Origin of the sequence: Pseudoalteromonas sp. DL-6 (genome assembly GCF_004328665.1) — a bacterium.
Classification (GTDB): domain Bacteria; phylum Pseudomonadota; class Gammaproteobacteria; order Enterobacterales; family Alteromonadaceae; genus Pseudoalteromonas.
This window is the reverse complement of sequence record NZ_CP019770.1, coordinates 1,890,383-1,909,412: the sequence shown is the minus strand read 5'-3', so window position 1 is coordinate 1,909,412 and position 19,030 is coordinate 1,890,383. Positions and strand designations below refer to the sequence as shown.

18 protein-coding genes are annotated in these 19,030 nt (G+C 40.0%); 12 read left to right on the top strand and 6 right to left on the bottom strand.

Annotation, left to right across the window (positions count from 1 at the left end; genetic code table 11):
* The first annotated feature begins 45 nt into the window (after window positions 1-45).
* The 9 genes from B1F84_RS08775 (at window position 46) to adk (ending at window position 8,686) form a co-directional block, all read left to right on the top strand.
* Entirely contained in the window at window positions 46-798 is a 753-nt protein-coding gene (locus tag B1F84_RS08775; RefSeq protein WP_131691199.1) for a putative DNA-binding domain-containing protein, read from the top strand.
* A 72-nt stretch (window positions 799-870) separates the two neighbouring features.
* Window positions 871-993, top strand: a complete 123-nt coding sequence (locus tag B1F84_RS18060) for a hypothetical protein (protein ID WP_008109320.1) — start codon at window positions 871-873, stop codon at window positions 991-993.
* A 155-nt stretch (window positions 994-1,148) separates the two neighbouring features.
* Window positions 1,149-1,694, top strand: coding sequence for an adenine phosphoribosyltransferase (gene apt / locus B1F84_RS08770; RefSeq protein ID WP_008109316.1), 546 nt, complete (start codon window positions 1,149-1,151; stop codon window positions 1,692-1,694).
* Between the two features lie 3 nt (window positions 1,695-1,697).
* Complete coding sequence (dnaX, locus tag B1F84_RS08765; RefSeq protein WP_131691198.1) at window positions 1,698-4,034, top strand: DNA polymerase III subunit gamma/tau; 2,337 nt, start codon at window positions 1,698-1,700, stop codon at window positions 4,032-4,034.
* 60 nt (window positions 4,035-4,094) lie between these two features.
* Complete coding sequence (locus B1F84_RS08760) at window positions 4,095-4,421, top strand: YbaB/EbfC family nucleoid-associated protein (RefSeq protein WP_010388590.1); 327 nt, start codon at window positions 4,095-4,097, stop codon at window positions 4,419-4,421.
* A 6-nt stretch (window positions 4,422-4,427) separates the two neighbouring features.
* Window positions 4,428-5,036, top strand: a complete 609-nt coding sequence (gene recR, locus B1F84_RS08755) for a recombination mediator RecR (protein ID WP_131691197.1) — start codon at window positions 4,428-4,430, stop codon at window positions 5,034-5,036.
* A gap of 104 nt (window positions 5,037-5,140) precedes the next feature.
* On the top strand, window positions 5,141-5,854 hold the full coding sequence (locus B1F84_RS08750) for an RluA family pseudouridine synthase (protein ID WP_076918532.1): 714 nt from the start codon (window positions 5,141-5,143) through the stop codon (window positions 5,852-5,854).
* Between the two features lie 120 nt (window positions 5,855-5,974).
* Window positions 5,975-7,888, top strand: a complete 1,914-nt coding sequence (gene htpG / locus B1F84_RS08745) for a molecular chaperone HtpG (protein WP_054201119.1) — start codon at window positions 5,975-5,977, stop codon at window positions 7,886-7,888.
* A gap of 153 nt (window positions 7,889-8,041) precedes the next feature.
* Complete coding sequence (gene adk / locus B1F84_RS08740) at window positions 8,042-8,686, top strand: adenylate kinase (protein WP_008468042.1); 645 nt, start codon at window positions 8,042-8,044, stop codon at window positions 8,684-8,686.
* A 74-nt stretch (window positions 8,687-8,760) separates the two neighbouring features.
* Here adk and tpx read toward each other — a convergent pair whose 3' ends face one another.
* The gene (gene tpx / locus B1F84_RS08735; RefSeq protein ID WP_008113169.1) at window positions 8,761-9,342 is read right to left on the bottom strand and encodes a thiol peroxidase; all 582 of its coding nucleotides are present in this window, start codon (window positions 9,340-9,342) and stop codon (window positions 8,761-8,763) included.
* A 212-nt stretch (window positions 9,343-9,554) separates the two neighbouring features.
* On the opposite strand from tpx, the gene B1F84_RS08730 reads away from it, so the two are divergent.
* Window positions 9,555-10,559: a response regulator gene (locus B1F84_RS08730; protein WP_076918534.1), complete on the top strand. Its 1,005-nt coding sequence runs from the start codon at window positions 9,555-9,557 to the stop codon at window positions 10,557-10,559.
* Between the two features lie 6 nt (window positions 10,560-10,565).
* A complete protein-coding gene (locus tag B1F84_RS08725) occupies window positions 10,566-11,537 on the top strand; it encodes a diguanylate cyclase (protein WP_076918535.1) in 972 nt (323 codons plus the stop codon).
* Between the two features lie 10 nt (window positions 11,538-11,547).
* Here B1F84_RS08725 and B1F84_RS08720 read toward each other — a convergent pair whose 3' ends face one another.
* The 5 genes from B1F84_RS08720 to B1F84_RS08700 all read right to left on the bottom strand — a co-directional run bounded on the left by B1F84_RS08720 (window position 11,548) and on the right by B1F84_RS08700 (window position 17,997).
* The gene (locus B1F84_RS08720; RefSeq protein WP_131691196.1) at window positions 11,548-12,429 is read right to left on the bottom strand and encodes a universal stress protein; all 882 of its coding nucleotides are present in this window, start codon (window positions 12,427-12,429) and stop codon (window positions 11,548-11,550) included.
* A gap of 5 nt (window positions 12,430-12,434) precedes the next feature.
* Complete coding sequence (locus tag B1F84_RS08715) at window positions 12,435-13,949, bottom strand: SpoVR family protein (protein WP_131691195.1); 1,515 nt, start codon at window positions 13,947-13,949, stop codon at window positions 12,435-12,437.
* Window positions 13,950-13,967: 18 nt separating this feature from the next.
* A complete protein-coding gene (locus tag B1F84_RS08710) occupies window positions 13,968-15,251 on the bottom strand; it encodes a YeaH/YhbH family protein (protein ID WP_008464498.1) in 1,284 nt (427 codons plus the stop codon).
* 31 nt (window positions 15,252-15,282) lie between these two features.
* A complete protein-coding gene (locus B1F84_RS08705) occupies window positions 15,283-17,205 on the bottom strand; it encodes a PrkA family serine protein kinase (RefSeq protein WP_131691194.1) in 1,923 nt (640 codons plus the stop codon).
* Window positions 17,206-17,415: 210 nt separating this feature from the next.
* Entirely contained in the window at window positions 17,416-17,997 is a 582-nt protein-coding gene (locus B1F84_RS08700) for a Fe-Mn family superoxide dismutase (protein ID WP_008113157.1), read from the bottom strand.
* A 264-nt stretch (window positions 17,998-18,261) separates the two neighbouring features.
* On the opposite strand from B1F84_RS08700, the gene B1F84_RS08695 reads away from it, so the two are divergent.
* Complete coding sequence (locus tag B1F84_RS08695) at window positions 18,262-18,600, top strand: Grx4 family monothiol glutaredoxin (RefSeq protein ID WP_008113155.1); 339 nt, start codon at window positions 18,262-18,264, stop codon at window positions 18,598-18,600.
* Window positions 18,601-19,030 lie beyond the last annotated feature (430 nt).

Below are 19,030 nucleotides of genomic sequence, written 5' to 3'. Positions count from 1 at the left end.
TTTAATAAGTACTTGCTATTTTAGGGTTTTATAAGAGTCGTTATTATGAGTTTTATCGATGTGCAAAATGAGTTTATGGCCCATATTCGAGAGCCTAATATGCAGCCGTGTCCAACCGATATTGAAGACAGACGAATGGCCATTTATCGGGATCTGTTTTTTAATAATATTAATGGCTTTGTTTCATCTGCATTTCCAGTTTTAAAAACACTCTACAGTGATCAACAGTGGCTATTACTGGTTCGTCAATTTTTTAGTGAACATGATTGCCAGTCTCCTTACTTTTTAGATATTGCTGAAGAATTTATTACCTATTTAATGACAAGCTATGTACCTAAGGAGTCTGATCCGGTATTTATGCTGGCGCTAGCCCATTATGAATGGATTGAACTTGATGTGTCTGTAATGAAGGCTGACCCCCTTGAGTCCCCTTTAAGCGCTAATAAGCTTACCCATTCTCCTTTGTATTTATCTAAAACAGCGCGTAACTTAAGCTACGACTATCCAGTGCAAAATATTAGTGAAGAATTTCAACCTCAACAGCCTTCAGAGCAGCCGTATTTCTTTGTTGTTTATCGCGATGAGGATGATGAAGTGCAATTTTTGGCAACCAATGCCATGACCGCCATGCTACTGTCTATTATTGAAAATGAAGCGGGGATTACGTTTGAGCAGGTTTGCCAACAGGTTAGTGAAAATGCACCACAATTTAATCTAGAGCAAATAACACAAGGGGCACTGAGTACCTTAACAGCTATGGCACAGCGGCAAATTATAGTGACAAAAAATCAAGGCTAAGCTCTTTATTGATTATTTCACATCGTCTATTATAGCGCCTTTATTTGTTGTGCTTAATAAAAGGTTGTACCCATGTCAGATGATAAAGACTTTAAAGACCCGTTCAATGCGGCTTACTTTTTTGCATTCTTAGCCGTATTTGCTGGAATAGGGTGTTTAAATGCCATTTTAGGTTGGATCACCAGCTTAACTTAATCAGGTTTTATTTTAAGGCTGTTGCTTGTCATCAGCCTTACATTTTTATCACTTCCCTCTCCCGACACTTTATAATTATCGCAAACTCGCAATTTACGACCACTTAAGGTTATAATCACCTGCTTTGTAATATTAATCATTGAGCAGTTAAAATTATGACTCAAGTAACACCAGCAATTATCAAAAACAGCATTACTACAATTGCTGATTATCCTAAAGCGGGCATTATGTTTCGCGATGTAACAACCCTAATGGCAAACCCTGAAGCATTTAAAGCAACCATAGATGCATTTATTGACGCTTATAAAGATCAAGGTTTTACTAAAATTATTGGCACTGAATCACGTGGCTTTATTTTTGGTGCACCGTTATCTTATGCCTTGGGTATCCCTTTTATCCCTGTTCGTAAACCCGGTAAATTACCGCGCGAAGTTATTCGCCAAGATTACCAACTCGAGTATGGCGAAGATACACTAGAGCTTCATACTGATGCGATTGTAGCCGGTGATAAAGTCTTGTTAGTTGACGACTTGTTGGCGACCGGTGGTACAATTGAAGCAACAGCCAAGTTGGTTGCAAAATTAGGCGGAAACGCCACAGATGCTGCCTTCGTTGTATCACTTCCAGAGCTTGGTGGTGAGCAACGCATTGAGAAAATGGGCATCAATATTTTAAAATTGGTTGAATTCGAAGGCGAATAATCGATGAGTTATCAGGTTCTAGCGAGAAAATGGCGTCCTCAAACCTTTCATGAATTGGTTGGGCAGTCTCATGTAAAACAGGCGTTGGTAAATGCCCTGACTCAAAATAGACTGCATCACGCTTATTTATTCACTGGAACCCGTGGTGTTGGTAAAACCACCATTGCCCGTATTTTTGCCAAAAGCTTAAATTGTGATGAAGGTATATCTGCCACACCATGTGGTCAATGTAGTAGCTGTGTTGACATAGAAGCAGGGCGCTACATTGATTTACTCGAAATAGATGCGGCTTCACGCACTAAGGTTGAGGATACGCGTGAGATCCTTGATAACGTTCAATATGCGCCAACGCGTGGACGTTACAAAGTATATCTAATCGATGAAGTACACATGTTGTCAAAGCATAGCTTTAATGCGTTATTAAAAACGCTTGAAGAGCCGCCTGAGCATGTGAAGTTTTTGCTCGCAACCACCGATCCTCAAAAATTACCAGTGACTATTTTATCTCGCTGTTTACAGTTTAATCTGAATGCATTGTCGCAAGCTGAGATTAAGCAACAGCTTGAGCATGTGCTTACCCATGAGCAGCTTAATTTTGATAATGATGCGCTAAGTATTATTGCCAAAGCGGCCGATGGTAGTATGCGAGATGCATTAAGTCTGACCGATCAGGCGATTGCTCAAACAAATGGTGATATTAAAAATCAAGCGGTACAAGACATGCTTGGTTTAATGGACACGCATTACAGTCAGAGCTTACTTGCGGCACTATTAGCGCAAGATGGCACAACCCTGATGAATGAAGTGGCTCAAGTCGCTAGCCGAAATCCAAATTATATTGCGCTGCTTGACGACTTAATTGCGCTAACGCATGTGATTCAATTGAGTCAATTAGTCCCTGAAGCGGCGGCGCTTGATAGCAATAACGCTGATTACATTGAGCATGTTGCAGCGCATACCCATGCTCAACAAATTCAAGTGTATTACCAGCTATTACTTAACGGCAAAAAAGATTTACAATGGGCACCTGAGCCTCGTTTAGGCTTCGAAATGATTATGCTCAGATTGCTAGCATTTGAACCTGCGCAGCTCCAAACCATTCAACCTGAACCTAGCTCACAAGCTACGCCAGAGCAAAATAGTGCAGGGCGTGCTAATGCACTGCGTGATATTTTAAATAAAAATAAGCCAGCGCAGAGTAATACCTCACAAATTCAGCCATTAGCAACTAATACGCAGCCAACAAAAGCCGATGAGCCTGAGGTTTCAAAGCCTGATAATAGCCAAACACAGGATGAGCAAAGTTCGGTACAAAGTCAGCCTCAAATTGTCGATACCCCCGTAATAAGTGATGAACAAGCTCAGCGTCAAAGCGAAGATGATGCTTACATGCAGCACAGTGATGTAGAACAAACCATTGCCGCACAATACGATGATGTAATGAGTAGCGCGGTTGACCAAGGATTTAATCCTGAGTTAGCAAATGTCACTAGTAACGCAGATCACTCTGCGTCATCAATGGGTGAGCAAGAAGCGCGAGCACAGTCAGCAATAGCGCGTATTTTGCGCGATAGAAACATTTCGGGTGCCGGTAAGCTTTCAAGTGCCGCTATTGAAAAGCCAACTGAAGAAAAACCAGCACCGACAAAATCCGAATTTAGTCGCCCGCAGGGCAATGAAGCACAAACTGTATCGCAGCAGCCACCCCCATGGGATAGTGAGGTGAGCGATGACCTGCAAAAAAAGCCTCAGCTCCCAGCACAGGGGAGCCAAGCTCAGGTAGTAAACAAACCAGCGAGCAAAGTTGACTTTAAAGCAAAGCATCAAACGATTACTGAAAATTTAGCACCCGAGCTATTAGAGCAAATTAACCCGCAAAAACCAGCACCTGTTGTTGAACAAGAGCCTAGTATTCCCGTACCTGATGATTTTCAAAGCCCAATTAGTGAAATTAGATTTGCCCATCAACAAGATGAATGGGCCTATTTAATAAAGCGTATGGGACTTGGCGGACGCATGCGCCAGTTTGCATTGCATTCAATTTTTACCAAACAAGACAATCATTTTCATATTGAAGTGGATGAATCGCAAAAGCATTTAGATACGCCAATGTTACGTCAAAAGTTAAATGTGGCGTTATCTACTATTTATGGACACAACGTTGAGCTTAATATTGATTTTGCTAGCGGGGTGATTGACTCACCTTATTTGATTCAACAAAAAATTGATGCCGGTCGTCACCAGCAAGCGATTGATGTGATCACCAGCGATGAAAATATAGTACAATTCCAACAGCTATTTAGCGCTGAAATTGACGAAAACAGTATTCAGGCATTGTAATTAACGACCAGTGCCCTTATTTATACTCCAGTTAATGTATTAAAAGAAAGAGAGACGATTATGTTTAAAGGTGGAATGGGTAACATGATGAAGCAAGCGCAGCAAATGCAAGAGCGCATGCAAAAAGCCCAAGAAGAAATCGCAACGATGGAAGTGGTTGGTGAAGCCGGTGCTGGTTTAGTAAAAGTAACCATGCTTGGTAACCACAATGTTCGTCGTGTTGAGCTTGATGAAAGCTTAATGGAAGACGACAAAGACATGATTGAAGATTTACTAGCAGCAGCGTGTAATGATGCTGTTCGCCGTGTTGCTGAAGAAACTCAAGAGCGCATGGGCAAAGTAACAGGTGGTATGCAATTACCACCTGGTATGAAAATGCCGTTCTAAGCAACTATGCAACTTTCAGATAGTTTAACATCGCTCATAGAGGCACTTCGTTGTCAGCCAGGTATTGGCCCGAAATCTGCTCAGCGTATTGCATTTCATTTATTAGAGCGCGACCGTAAAGGCGGCGCTCAGCTTGGTAATGCGCTAACAAAAGCGATGACGGCTGTAGGGCATTGTCAGTCGTGCCGTACGTTTACCGAGCAAGCGCAATGTGATATTTGCTTAAGCACTAAGCGCCAAGACAGTGGCATTTTATGTGTGGTTGAGTCGCCTACAGATGTGTTAGCGATTGAACAAACAGGCCAATACAAAGGACTCTACTTTGTATTAATGGGGCATTTGTCACCGATTGATGGCATAGGCCCTAAAGAAATTGGCCTGGACGTGCTTGAACAAAAACTTGCGCACGGCGGTATTAATGAAGTTATATTAGCCACTAACCCAACGGTTGAAGGTGAAACAACGGCTCATTATATTGCCCAGCTTTGTCATAAATACAAAGTGGGTGCATCGCGAATAGCTCATGGTATTCCTGTGGGTGGCGAGCTTGATTTAGTCGATGGCACAACCTTAATGCATGCATTTAATGGCCGGCGCTTAGTCAGCCATGAATAGTTTATTTTAAGCTTAACTATTTGAACTTACTTTAAAAGCCTACATACATGTTGTAGGCTTTTTTATTGGCTTTGATTGGAATATAAATAAAACTTAAGGATGGTATGGCAGCAATAACCCAAAGTGCTAATGTGATTGTTGATGACTTTATCGCACCTGTTTGCCATGAACACATAAAAATTATTTATCAAGATGATGATATTTTGTTGATCAATAAACCTAGCGGTTTGTTAAGTTTGTCGGGTAAAAACCCTCTTAACTGGGATTCGGTTCACTATAGGCTTGTCAATGGTCAGCAAGGCGTTACCGCAGCGTTTCCTAAAGCGATATTACCTCATCGTTTAGATTTGGGCACCTCAGGAGTAATGGTGGTGGCACTTAACGAGCAAGCAGTTAAAGCACTGAATCAGCAATTTCAATCCAGAAATGTTAAAAAATATTACCGTGCAATGCTCGCGGGTCTGGTTTCTGAGCCTCAGGGAGAAATTACTGCGCCAATAGCAAAAGATAAAATGTTATTTCCGAAAGTAAAAATTTGCCACCAGAGCGGCAAACCCGCGCAGACTCAATTTAAAGTGGTTAAACGTTTTTACAAAGAGCAAAAAACCTTGGTCGATTTTACTCCTATAACTGGACGCACTCATCAACTTAGGATACATAGCCTAACGTTTGGCCACCCCATACTCGGCTGTGATTTATATAAAAATGATTGCAGTGAGCAAAGAGCTCAACGGTTATTATTGCATGCCAGCGACTTATTTTTTGTGCATCCACGCACTGATAAGCCAATGCACGGGCATGCCGCAACGCCTTTTTAGTTGATTAAGCCCTTTAAAGTGTCTTTGAATGAGGTTTTTTATTTTTTTTACTTGAACTTCTCACGGCTCACCCCATATTAAGTGCATAACGCAGACACTTTGCAAATTGGAGATACATAAATGACTGCAGCACAAAAAGAAACATTAGGCTTTCAAACAGAAGTAAAACAACTATTAAACTTAATGATTCACTCGCTTTATTCAAATAAAGAAATCTTTTTACGCGAGCTTGTATCAAATGCATCTGACGCAGCCGATAAACTGCGCTTTTTAGCTCTTTCAAACGGTGACCTTTATCAAGGTGATGCGGATTTACGCGTACGTATAAGCGCCGATAAAGACGCTAACACAGTAACCATTTCTGATAATGGTATTGGTATGACGCGTGATGAAGTGATCAGCTCATTAGGCACCATTGCTAAGTCGGGTACGGCTGAATTTTTCAAAAACTTAACAGGCGATCAAAGTAAAGATTCACAGCTTATTGGCCAGTTTGGTGTTGGTTTTTACTCAGCATTTATTGTTGCTGATGAAGTGACTGTTCGTACTCGTAAAGCAGGAGAGACTACAGCGGTTGAATGGCAGTCAAAAGGTGAAGGCGAGTACACGCTACAAGAAATCGAAAAAGAAGGCCGTGGTACAGACATTATTTTACATCTTCGTGAAGAAGAAAATGAATATGCAGATGAGTGGCGTCTTCGCAGTATCGTCACTAAATACTCTGATCATATTTCTACACCAGTACAAATGTACAAGGCAGAAGTACCTGAGTCTGAAGGTGAAGATGGTGAAAAAATCCCAGCTGTTCCAGGTGAGTGGGAAAGCATTAACCGTGCAACTGCATTGTGGACACGTGACAAATCAGAAATTTCTGAGGACGAATACAAAGAGTTTTATAAGCATGTAAGCCACGACTGGGAAGATCCGCTTAGCTGGGGACATAACAAAGTTGAAGGTAAAACTGAATACACCAGTTTGTTATACATTCCTAAAAAAGCACCCTTTGATTTATGGAACCGTGAGCGCCAAAGTGGTTTAAAACTTTATGTGCAACGCGTGTTTATTATGGATGACGCTGAACAGTTTATGCCAAGCTACTTACGTTTTGTTAAAGGCTTATTAGACTCAAACGATTTACCGCTAAACGTATCGCGTGAAATTTTACAAGACAACAAAGTAACCCAAGCTATTCGTAAGGGGTGTACGTCGCGTATTATTAAAATGCTTGAGCGTATGGCTAAAAACAAAGCCGATGATTACCAAACATTTTGGAATGAATTTGGTCAGGTAATGAAAGAAGGCCCAGCTGAAGATGCGGCCAACAAAGAAAGCATTGCTAAATTACTGCGCTTTTCATCAACGCACACCGACTCAGAAACTCAAGATGTTTCACTTGAGCAATACATTGAGCGCATGAAAGACAGCCAAGATAAAATTTACTATGTGGTTGCTGACTCATTTATTGCTGCTAAAAATTCACCACACTTAGAAATCTTCCGCAAAAAAGGGATTGAAGTACTATTACTTAGCGACCGTGTAGATGAGTGGATGATGAGCCATTTAACGGAATTTGGCGAAAAGCAATTTCAGTCAATTACCCGTGGTGATTTAGACTTAGGTAAGCTAGATGACGAAGAAACTAAAAAAGCACAAGAAGAGTCTGAAAAAGAAGTTGCAGGCTTAGTTGAGCGCATCAAAACTGCATTAGGTGATGATGTTAAAGATGTACGCTTTACTCACCGCTTAACTGACTCACCAGCGTGTGTAGTGAGCGATGACAACGACATGAGCTCGCAAATGCAAAAGCTAATGGAGTCAGTAGGTCAAGCTGTTCCAGAAGCTAAGCCTGTGTTTGAATTAAACCCAGAGCACCAACTGGTTAAGCACTTAAATGATGAGCAAGACGAAGATAAGTTTGCACAGTGGTCACATGTACTACTAGACCAAGCCTTGCTTGCAGAGCGCGGTACGCTTAAAGATCCAACTGGATTTGTAACTCGCTTAAATAAACTTATGCTTGATTTAAGCAAATAAGTATTAAAAATCAATGATTGAATAAAAAGGGAACGTCTGTTCCCTTTTTTATGCGCTGCTGTATAGACAATTAGTATAAGTTACTTGAGTATCTGCAGCGCTTATGGAAGAATTCAGACTTTAAAATAAACTCTCATATTAGGGGACAATGATATGCGCATTATTCTTTTGGGCGCGCCGGGTGCAGGTAAAGGTACTCAGGCTCAGTTTTTAATGGATAGATACGGTATTCCACAAATTTCTACCGGTGATATGCTACGAGCTGCAATTAAAGAAGGCACACCACTTGGCCTAGAAGCAAAAAAAGTAATGGACGCAGGTCAGCTTATTTCTGACGATATTATTATTGGCCTTGTTAAAGAGCGTATTGCAAAACCAGATTGTGAGAAAGGCTTCTTACTAGATGGTTTCCCACGTACAATCCCACAAGCTGATGCTATGAAAGAAAATGGCGTTGTGGTTGATCACGTTATTGAATTTGATGTTGCTGATGAAGTTATTGTTGAGCGTATGGGCGGACGTCGTGTTCATCCAGGTTCTGGTCGTGTTTACCATGTTGTTTACAATCCACCAAAAGAGGAAGGTAAAGACAACGAAACAGGTGAAGAACTTATTATTCGTGCAGATGATACCGAAGAGACAGTTCGTAAACGCTTAGGTATTTACCATGAGCAAACAATGCCATTGGTTGACTACTACCAAGCGGAAGCGAAAGCGGGTAACACGCAGTACCATAAACTAGACGGTACACAAGCGGTTGAAGCAGTAAGCAAGCAACTAGCTGAGCTTTTAGGTTAATTTTTATCTAAAATTAAAAACATAATTAAAAAAACCGCTTCATAGCGGTTTTTTTATTATTTGAAATTCGACCCTTAGAGCGTTTTAAGCTTTTCAATAACGCTATCGTATTCAGGCTCAGTTGATAAACTACTAACTAATTGCTTATAAATAACTTTATGGCTTTTATCTAAAATAAACACCGCGCGGGTAAGTAAGCCCATATCTTTAATTATTAAGCCATACTTTTGGCCAAAATCACGCCATACAGAATCAGAAAGCGTCGTCACTTTATCGATATTTTCGGCCTTACAAAAACGCTTTTGCGCAAACGGTAAATCGGCACTAATGGTGAGCATGGCTACACCAGGAAATTGCTGGGCGACTTTTTCATTAAAGTGCTTAGTTTGTAAGCTACAAATACCGGTATCTAAGCTTGGAACAACACTAATTAATACTGCTTGACCTTTATAATCTTCTAACGTAACTGCAGTAAAACTGTCATTAACTACTTTAAAATTAGGGGCATCTTCACCTACGATAAGGCCTTTACCTAATAATGTCACTGGCTTACCTTGTGCGGTTACTTTTCCTGCATCGAGTGTGTTTTCTGGTAAGTCTGCGGCAAAACTGGCACAGCAAAATAGGCTTAATGCAAAAGCTAATGTACGACGCATGGAATTTTTTCCTTTTAAATTAACGTAATAGTTGTGAGTGTATTATAATGTAGATAAGTAACCAAGCAGAATAATCCATAGCTTTATTTTGCCTAAAATTGTAAATAAGCAATACATTGATTACTATATATAAGAAATAGGTATTGTTTTATGTATCTGTGGCTTGTTTTATACGCTTAAAATTACACCCCGTTTTAAAATAGTGAGATTGTATGTCAACATCGGTTTTAATATGTGATGATTCAAAATTAGCACGACGTCAGTTGGCTCGCTCCTTACCCGATGATTGGGATATTAAAGTTGAATTTGCATATGATGGTGTCGACTGCATAAAACAGCTCACTAAATCTCCCCCTGAAATTCTTTTCCTTGACTTAAATATGCCAGAAATGGATGGTTATGAAGTATTAACGGCCATGAAAGATCAGGGACTCAATGTATTAACTGTAGTGGTATCTGGCGACATTCAACCGAGTGCGCATCAACGTGTACTTGAACTTGGCGCCATAGATTTTATTCAAAAGCCATGTTCCTCCGAAAAGCTCGCCGCCATCATTGAACACCATGGTATTAAAGATAAAGCTTTACGAGAGCGGCTCTCCAATGCGCTTGGTGAGCAAGTTGACCCTGATGTACGTGACGTCTACCAAGAACTCACTAATGTTGCTATGGGGCAAGCGGGAGACCTACTTGCAAGACTGCTCAATGTGTTCGTTAAATTACCTATACCTAATGTAAATGTTTTAGAAGTTAGCGAACTCGATATGGCGTTGCGTTCAGTTGACAACAGCAGCACTACATCGGGCATCTGCCAAGGTTTTATTGGGGGCGGTGTCTCTGGTGAGGCGTTACTGCTACTAAACGACTCTAGTTTTAAAGAAATTGCATCTTTAATGAATTACGACGGTGAACTTAACGATAAGGTTGAGTTAGAGCTGTTAATGGATATTAGTAATATTCTGATAGGTGCTATTTTAACTGGTTTTTCAAAGCAGCTTGATATGACTTTCTCTCAAGGCCACCCAATTGTATTGGGGCAGCATCGTGACGTGTCAGAGCTGGTAAAATCAAATAAAGATCGTTGGCAGCGAACACTCGCCATAGAAATTAGTTACGGTATTGAAAATCATGATATTAGTTGTGATTTAATGTTGCTCTTTACTGAAGATTCACTCAAAACTTTAAAATATAAAGTTGCCTATCTGCTGGAAGATTAAATATTTATGCCTGCTGATTTAGATTTAAATGAAATCCATTGGTTAATGGACATGTTTAATACGGTTGATGTAGGCCTTGTAGTGCTTGATAGAGACTACAAGGTGTGCGTGTGGAATGGCTTTATGGAAAATCATTCAGGGCTGTTACCCAGTGCTGTAAAAGATAAAGACTTGTTTGATCTATTCCCAGCCATTGATGAAAAATGGTTTAAGAGTAAAGCAGAATCCGTGTTTGTATTAAAAAATCGCTCATTTACTATTTGGGAACAACAGCCGTATATTTTTCGCTTTAAAAACTATCGACCTATTACTGGTAAAGCAGATTACATGTATCAGAACGCAACATTTATCCCGCTGACCAACACGCGAGGCGAAGTGGCGCATATTTGCATTATTCTCTACGACGTGACTGATATTGCGGTGAACAAAAAAGAGCTTGAAGAGTTAAACAAAAAATTAGAGCGAGTTAGTCAAACCGACAGCCTTACCCAGCTTGCAAACCGAGGACATTGGGAGCATTTGTTGCACCAAGAATTTTTACGTACTAAGCGCAGTGAAGGCTGTTGTTCGTTATTAATTTTTGATATTGATCACTTTAAAAAGGTAAACGATGACTTTGGCCACAGTGCAGGAGATGAAGCACTTCGTCATATAGCGAGTTTACTGAGAACTGCATTGCGTGAAACAGATATTGCTGGGCGCTACGGTGGTGAAGAGTTTGTTGTTACTTTGTTAGATACCGATAAACAAGGGGCGATTGTATTTGCTGAGCGCTTACGCCAATTAATTGAAACCTCACCCGCTAAATACAAAGAGCATACAGTACATATGGCCATTAGTGTGGGTATTGCTTGCTTTGACAACGAATTTAAAGATCATGAACGTTGGATTGAAGCTGCCGATAAAGCACTTTATCACTCAAAAGAAAATGGACGAAATAGAGTGTCGGTATACGCTGATATAAAAAATGATGCATAAGCATCATTTTTTAATTGGGAGGTAAAATTAGTAAATCAGTTTTGAGTAAAAGCATTATTTTCTCTGCAGTATTACCAATCAGCTTTGCTTTAATCCCAACATTTCCTACAGAACCTATAATCACTAAATCAGCATTAAACTTAGCTGCTAAGCTTGGGATCACCTGCTCGGGTAATCCTGCTTTAATGTGAAGCTTATCGCGTAAGTTGTTATCTGTTATAAGGGCCTGCTGCGATTTCGGTAGTTTCTCAAACGCGTTAACTAGCTGCTCCTCAGAAAAAACTAAGCCTAAATCTCTTAATATTGGAGAAATATAGACAGTGTAGCCTGCATAAAATTCACAACCTGTTCGCTCTGCATACGCTAGTCCATATTTAACAATCGCTTGATTAAGTTTATGCTTTGCAGGCTTTTCGCTGGCTAAATCAAGTGCGGCGAGTATGTTGGTATGTTTGCGCCATTTATTATCTGCTGCCAAATACAGTGCGATGGGTGTAAAGCGAATAAGTTGCCAATCAAGCTCGCTAAATTGGCTATCGCTATCGATATGGCGGGTTTTTATCACCATTTCATAATCATCGGTGTCAATATCTTCGTTAAGCCATTGCTCTGGGGCTTCATGCCATGCGGTTTGAAAGGTATAACTGCACCCGGCTAGTTCCACTGCAATGAGTGGCTCCAACTGTGCTCTTAATGATGAAAGGCATTTATCTTGCAGCGCAAGTAATTGTTCTGGTGACAGAGAGAATAAAATGTTACCGGTTTCTTCAAAGCTAAAGGCAACAATATCAATATGCTTATCGCCTTGAAGTGCCTTTTGTTTCGCATGTTGCAAAGAGGTTTTTGCAAATTCAACCGAATCAATTAGTACAAGCAGCTTTTTTCTATCCATTATTTTTACTCTATTGTATGGCGTGAATCATCGATTGGGCATTGACCAATGGTTGAAATCTCACCAGAATTTGACTCCTGTTCCAGTTTTACCTTAAAGCCCCATAGCCTGTAAAGGTGTTTTAATACCTCCCCATGGGAGTTGGCCAGTGGAATGGCATTATGAGGGATATATCGCAGAGTTAATGAGCGATCGCCTCGTAAGTCAACATTGTAAACTTGTATGTTAGGTTCATGATTACTAAGGTTATATTGTGCAGAAAGCGCTTCTCTAACCGCTTTGTAGCCATTATCGTCGTGAATAGCGCCTATTTCTAAATGTGGGTTGCTAGCATGGTCTACTATAGTGAACAATTTAAAGTCTCTGATCAGTTTTGGCGATAAAAATTGGCTAATAAAACTTTCATCTTTGAAGTTTTGCATTGCAAAGTGCAGGGTCTCTAGCCAGTCACTGCCAGCATGTTCAGGAAACCAGCGTTTGTCTTCTTCAGTTGGGTTTTCGCAAATACGACGTATATCTACCATCATATTAAAACCCAGCGCATAAGGGTTTATGCCAGAATAATAATCGCTATTGTAGGGAGGTTGGTACACAACATTAGTATGGCTTTGTAAAAACTCTAACATAAATGAATCGGTTAGTTTTCCCTCATCATATAAGTGGTTCAAAATAGTGTAATGCCAAAAAGTGGCCCAACCTTCATTCATAACCTGTGTTTGTTTTTGCGGATAAAAGTACTGCGATATTTTTCGCACGATACGTACAATTTCTCGCTGCCATGACTCAAGTAAAGGGGCGTTTTTTTCAATAAAATACAGAATGTTTTCCTGCGGTTCTTGCGGAAAGTGGCGCTCACGTTTTTTTGATTCTTGCTGCTGAGAGGGAATAGTACGCCACAGCTCATTAACTTGTGATTGTAAGTACTCAGCACGTTCTTGTTGACGTTTTTGTTCTTCAAATAACGAAATTCGCTGCGGACGTTTGTATCTGTCAACACCATAACTCATTAACGCATGGCAAGAGTCAAGTATGCTTTCTACTTCAGAAATACCGTATTTTTCTTCACAGCGGCTAATATAGTTTTTAGCAAACAACAAATAATCAATTATTGAGCCCGCATCAGTCCAGGTTTTAAATAAATAATTCCCCTTAAAAAAAGAGTTATGTCCGTAGCACGCATGCGCCATCACAAGCGCCTGCATCGGCAGAGTATTTTCTTCCATTAAATAGGCAATACAGGGGTCTGAGTTAATTACAATTTCATACGCAAGCCCCATTTGACCGCGTTTATAATTTTGCTCTGTTTGAATAAACTTTTTACCATAAGACCAGTGAGTATAACCAATCGGCATGCCTACGCTTGAATAAGCATCCATCATTTGCTCTGCGGTGATCACTTCAATTTGGTTAGGGTAGGTATCTAGCTTGTAATGCTCAGCAACACGCGCAATTTCATCTTGGTATTGCTGAAGTAATTCAAAGGTCCAATCTGGTCCATCACTCATTCGCTTATTATTCATATTGCTACCTCGCTTTGGCTATGCAGCCCCTTGCTGTTGACGGCCTTTTTTAAATAGCTCCCTAAATATAGGGTAAATGTCTTCAACACCTTGAATATGTTGGATGGCAAAATTACTGTGAGTTTGGCTAATGTTTTGATACTCGCGCCATAAGCTCTGATGGGCGCGGGTGGTAATTTCTATATAAGCAAAATATCGCACTGCGCTTAATAGTTTGTTTCGCAAAATATGCCCGCATTGTGGGGTGTCATCTGCCCAATTATCGCCATCGGATGCCTGCGCGGCGTATATATTCCATTCATCAGCATTATAGCGCTCTGCTATTATTTCGTTCATCAGCTTAAGTGCACTTGAAACGATAGTACCGCCTGTTTCTTGAGAGTAAAAAAATTCCTGTTCATCAACTTCTTTTGCTTGGGTATGGTGGCGAATGTATACAACCTCAATGTCTTTATAACTGCGAGTTAAAAACTGATAAAGCAAAATATAAAAGCGTTTAGCCATATCTTTGGTGGCCTGATCCATTGAACCAGATACATCCATAATACAAAACATCACCGCTTTACTGGTTGGGTGCGGCTGCTTATTGTAGTTACGAAAACGTAAATCATAGTTATCAATAAACGGCACCGTTTTAATTTGCTGTTTGAGTATGTCGATTTCTTTTTGCAATAATGCCACGGCAGCTTTGTCGCAGTGCGGTTGCTCAAGTAGCAATGCGAGTTGTCCTTCAAGTTCACTAAGGCGGCGCTTTTTTCCTGCGGTCATTGCAATTCTACGAGCTAAAGAGCCTTGTAATGAACGCACTACGTCAATATTACTGGGCATACCATCACTACAAAACCCAGCACGATGCGTTTTCATCTGTACGAGCTTATCGAGCTGGTTCTCTTGTAAATTAGGAAGCGCTAAGTCTTCAAATAACAAATCAAGGTATTCATCTTTAGAAATAGAGAAAACAAAATCATCTTGGCCTTCGCCAGAGTCACTCGCTTCGCCTTCGCCCGCACCACCGCCTTGTCCACCTTTAGGTCGCTCTATTTTATCCCCAGTAGAGAACTGATCGTTACCTGGATGTATTTGCTCTCTATTTCCACCTTTGCCTTGATGAAAAGTAGGCTCACTAATATCACGCTGCGGAATAGATATACTCTCCCCAGAGCTAGAGTCGGTGACGCTGCGTTTGTTTATCGCATCAGACACCGCTTCTTTAATTTGCTTTTTATAACGCCTTATAAAACGCTGGCGATTAACCGTACTTTTATTTTTGCCATTTAAACGCCTGTCGATAAAATGCGCCATAATGACCTCCTAAAAACTGCAATTATGAAGGTTATTGCGATTTTCTAACCCGTAAATACCACTCAGATAGTAAGCGCACTTGTTTTTGGGTATAGCCTTTTTCAACCATACGGTTAACAAAGTCTTCATGCTTTTGCTGATCTTCAGCTGACGTTTTAGCATTAAATGAAATGACTGGGAGTAAGTCCTCTGTGTTTGAGAACATTTTTTTCTCAATAACAGTGCGTAGTTTTTCATAACTCGTCCACAGCGGATTTTTACCATTATTGTGAGCGCGAGCACGCAGTACAAAGTTAACAATCTCATTCCTAAAGTCTTTAGGATTAGAGATGCCCGCAGGTTTCTCAATTTTTTCGAGCTCAGCATTAAGCGCATCACGGTCAAATAGTTGGCCGGTATCAGGATCTCGGTATTCTTGATCTTGAATCCAAAAATCAGCATAAATTACATAGCGATCAAATATATTTTGTCCGTATTCTGAGTATGACTCTAGATAGGCGGTTTGAAGCTCTTTACCTATAAACTCAACATATTGTGGGATTAAATAGCCTTTTAAAAAGCTTAAATAGCGCTCTTCAACCTCAGCGCTAAATTGTTCACGTTCAATTTGTTGCTCAAGCACATAAAACAAATGTACAGGGTTGGCGGCCACTTCGGTGGTGTCAAAGTTGAATACGCGGGATAAAATTTTAAACGCAAAACGGGTTGAAAGACCTGTCATGCCCTCATCTACTCCTGCGTAATCACGGTATTCTTGATACGACTTAGCTTTTGGATCGGTGTCTTTGAGTGTTTCACCATCGTAGACCCGCATTTTAGAGTAAATGCTAGAATTCTCTGGCTCTTTTAATCGTGATAGGGTGGTAAACTGCGCTAAAATTTTAAGTGTTCCTGGCGCACATGGAGCGTTGTATAATTCACTGTGCTCAATCAGCTTATCGTAAATTTTAATTTCCTCAGTTACTCTTAAGCAATATGGGACTTTAACAATATAGACACGATCTAAAAAAGCTTCGTTGTTTTTATTGTTTTTAAAGGTTTGCCATTCTGACTCGTTGGAGTGGGCGAGTATCATGCCGCTAAATGGCAAGGCACTTATGCCTTCTGTGCCATTATAGTTGCCTTCTTGGGTAGCTGTTAAAAGCGGATGTAACACTTTTATCGGTGCTTTAAACATTTCCACAAATTCCATTAGGCCTTGGTTAGCTAAACATAATGCGCCTGAATAGGCATACGCATCAGGATCATTTTGTGCAAAATGTTCTAGCTGGCGAATATCTACTTTACCTACAAGAGCAGAAATATCTTGGTTGTTTTCGTCACCAGGTTCTGTTTTGGCAATTGCCACTTGATTTAAAATTGATGGGAAGCGTTTTACCACTCTAAACTGACTAATATCACCGTTGAATTCTTGTAAGCGTTTTGCAGCCCATGGCGACATTACCGTTTTCAGGTAGCGAGACTTAATTCCGTATTCTTTTTCGAGCAGGTTTGCATCTTCAATGGGGTCAAATAATGCCAATGGATGGTCATTAACAGGAGAGCCTTTAATTGAGTATATAGGCACTTGTTGCATTAAATACTTTAATTTTTCAGCAATCGATGACTTACCGCCACCAACAGGGCCAAGTAAATAAAGCACTTGTTTACACTCTTCTAAGCCTTGCGCAGCATGTTTTAAATAAGACACAATTTGTTCAATAGCGTCTTCCATGCCATAAAAATCGGCAAATGCGGGGTAACGTGCAACAACACGGTTCGAAAATAAGCGACTTAAGCGAGTATCGGTAGCAGTATCTACCATTTTAGGCTCGCCAATGGCCATCAGTAATCTTTCAGATGCACTGGCATAAGCAGACTTATCGGTTTTACAAATTTCTAGAAATTCAGCAACACTGTACTCTTCTTCTTGTGTTGATTCATAACGTGCTTGGTAGTGATCAAAAATAGTCATAATGACCTCCGAAACCTACTTGGAAAATGTATTCACTATTTAAAGTCTAGTCACGAATTTAATTTTTTGTGCAATAAAATTAAAAATTTATATGAAAAATGATCATGATGCGCTTTTATAAAACAACCTACGTATAAACGCGATTAATGCAAATTGTAGGCATAAAAAAAGACGCCTAAGCGTCTTTTTTAAAAACTAGTATTAAACTAATTATGCGAAGTTAGCGTTCGCGAATTCCCAGTTAACAAGTGACCAGAAACCTTTAAGGTAATCTGGACGCACGTTACGGTAATCAATGTAGTATGCGTGTTCCCATAAATCCACAGTTAGGATTGGAGTAACACCTGCATCTGTTAACGGTGTTGCAGCGTTAGATGTATTAACGATGTCTAGTGAACCATCAGCTAGTTTAACTAACCAAGTCCAGCTTGAACCAAAGTTATTTACTGCTTTGTCGTTTAACGCGTCTTTAAATGCGTCAAATGAGCCCCATTTCGCGTTAATTGCATCAGCAACTGCACCTGTTGGAGCGCCACCGCCATTTGGAGATAGGCTGTTCCAGTAGAAAGTGTGGTTCCAGATTTGAGCAGCGTTGTTGAAAACACCGCCTTCTGAAGAACAAACGATTTCTTCAAGTGATTTACCTTCAAACTCAGTGCCTGGAATTAAACCGTTAAGTTTAGTCACATAAGTGTTGTGGTGTTTACCATGGTGAAACTCTAACGTTTCTTGTGAAATATGTGGCTCAAGTGCATCAATTGCATACGGTAGTGACGGTAGTTCAAATGCCATTTTTTATCTCCATCTTCTTTTGGTTGATAGTCTATTTAGTAATACGTAATGCCTGCACAAACAGGGCACTTATCTATACCAAACAGGAATATAGTGTTACTATAATTGTTGAGTATTTTACTCAAGTTTTAGCAAACAGCAATGCTATTGCTAAAGCTATTTAAGATTGAGGCTTTAATTGCCTATTTTAATCTATATATCTGAGGCCACAGTGAAACTTTTTCAAGGCCTAATGTGTTCGCTATCGTCATTTTGAGGTTGTAAATGGAAACCATCGATAAAATTAAACAGCAAATTGCTGAAAACCCAATCATCTTATACATGAAAGGATCACCAAAACTGCCTAATTGTGGTTTTTCTTCACAAGCATCACAAGCGTTAATGTCGTGTGGTGAACCGTTTGCTTATGTAGATATTTTACTTAATCCAGACATTCGTGCGGAGCTTCCTGCTTACGCTAACTGGCCTACTTTCCCACAACTTTGGGTTGAAGGTGAGTTAATTGGTGGCTGTGACATTATCATTGAGATGTTTCAACGTGGTGAATTACAACCGTTGATCACTGAAACAGCTGCAAAGCATAAACCTGCAGACGCTGAATAAGCGTTTAGGTTAAAAAAAGCTGCAATTTGCAGCTTTTTTTGTATTTAGCTTCTAATTTTTGAATGCATAAACTCATTCTATAAAGCCCTAAATAAACTCTCTTTAAAGATAAGCCGGAGTTTAATTTAGTGAGCTGCTCGAATAATATTTTATAAAAACGTCTCATCATCAGCAATATCAAAGGTAAACTGCTAGTTAGCAAGAGTTTTAATTTGTATGCTTACTTTATCAATTAACACCTCCACTTTGATTTTAATTTCAAGCCATTCGTATAAAGCATTTAAGTCGATAAAAATAACAAGCAGGGTTCAGCTTTTATTACAAAGGTTAGTTTTTATAACTTGAGTATTTTATGTTGGCTGTCTTTTATTACCTGGCAGCTTTAACGCTAATGCTTATTAAAATAACAAATCACACCGTTGGCAAAGCA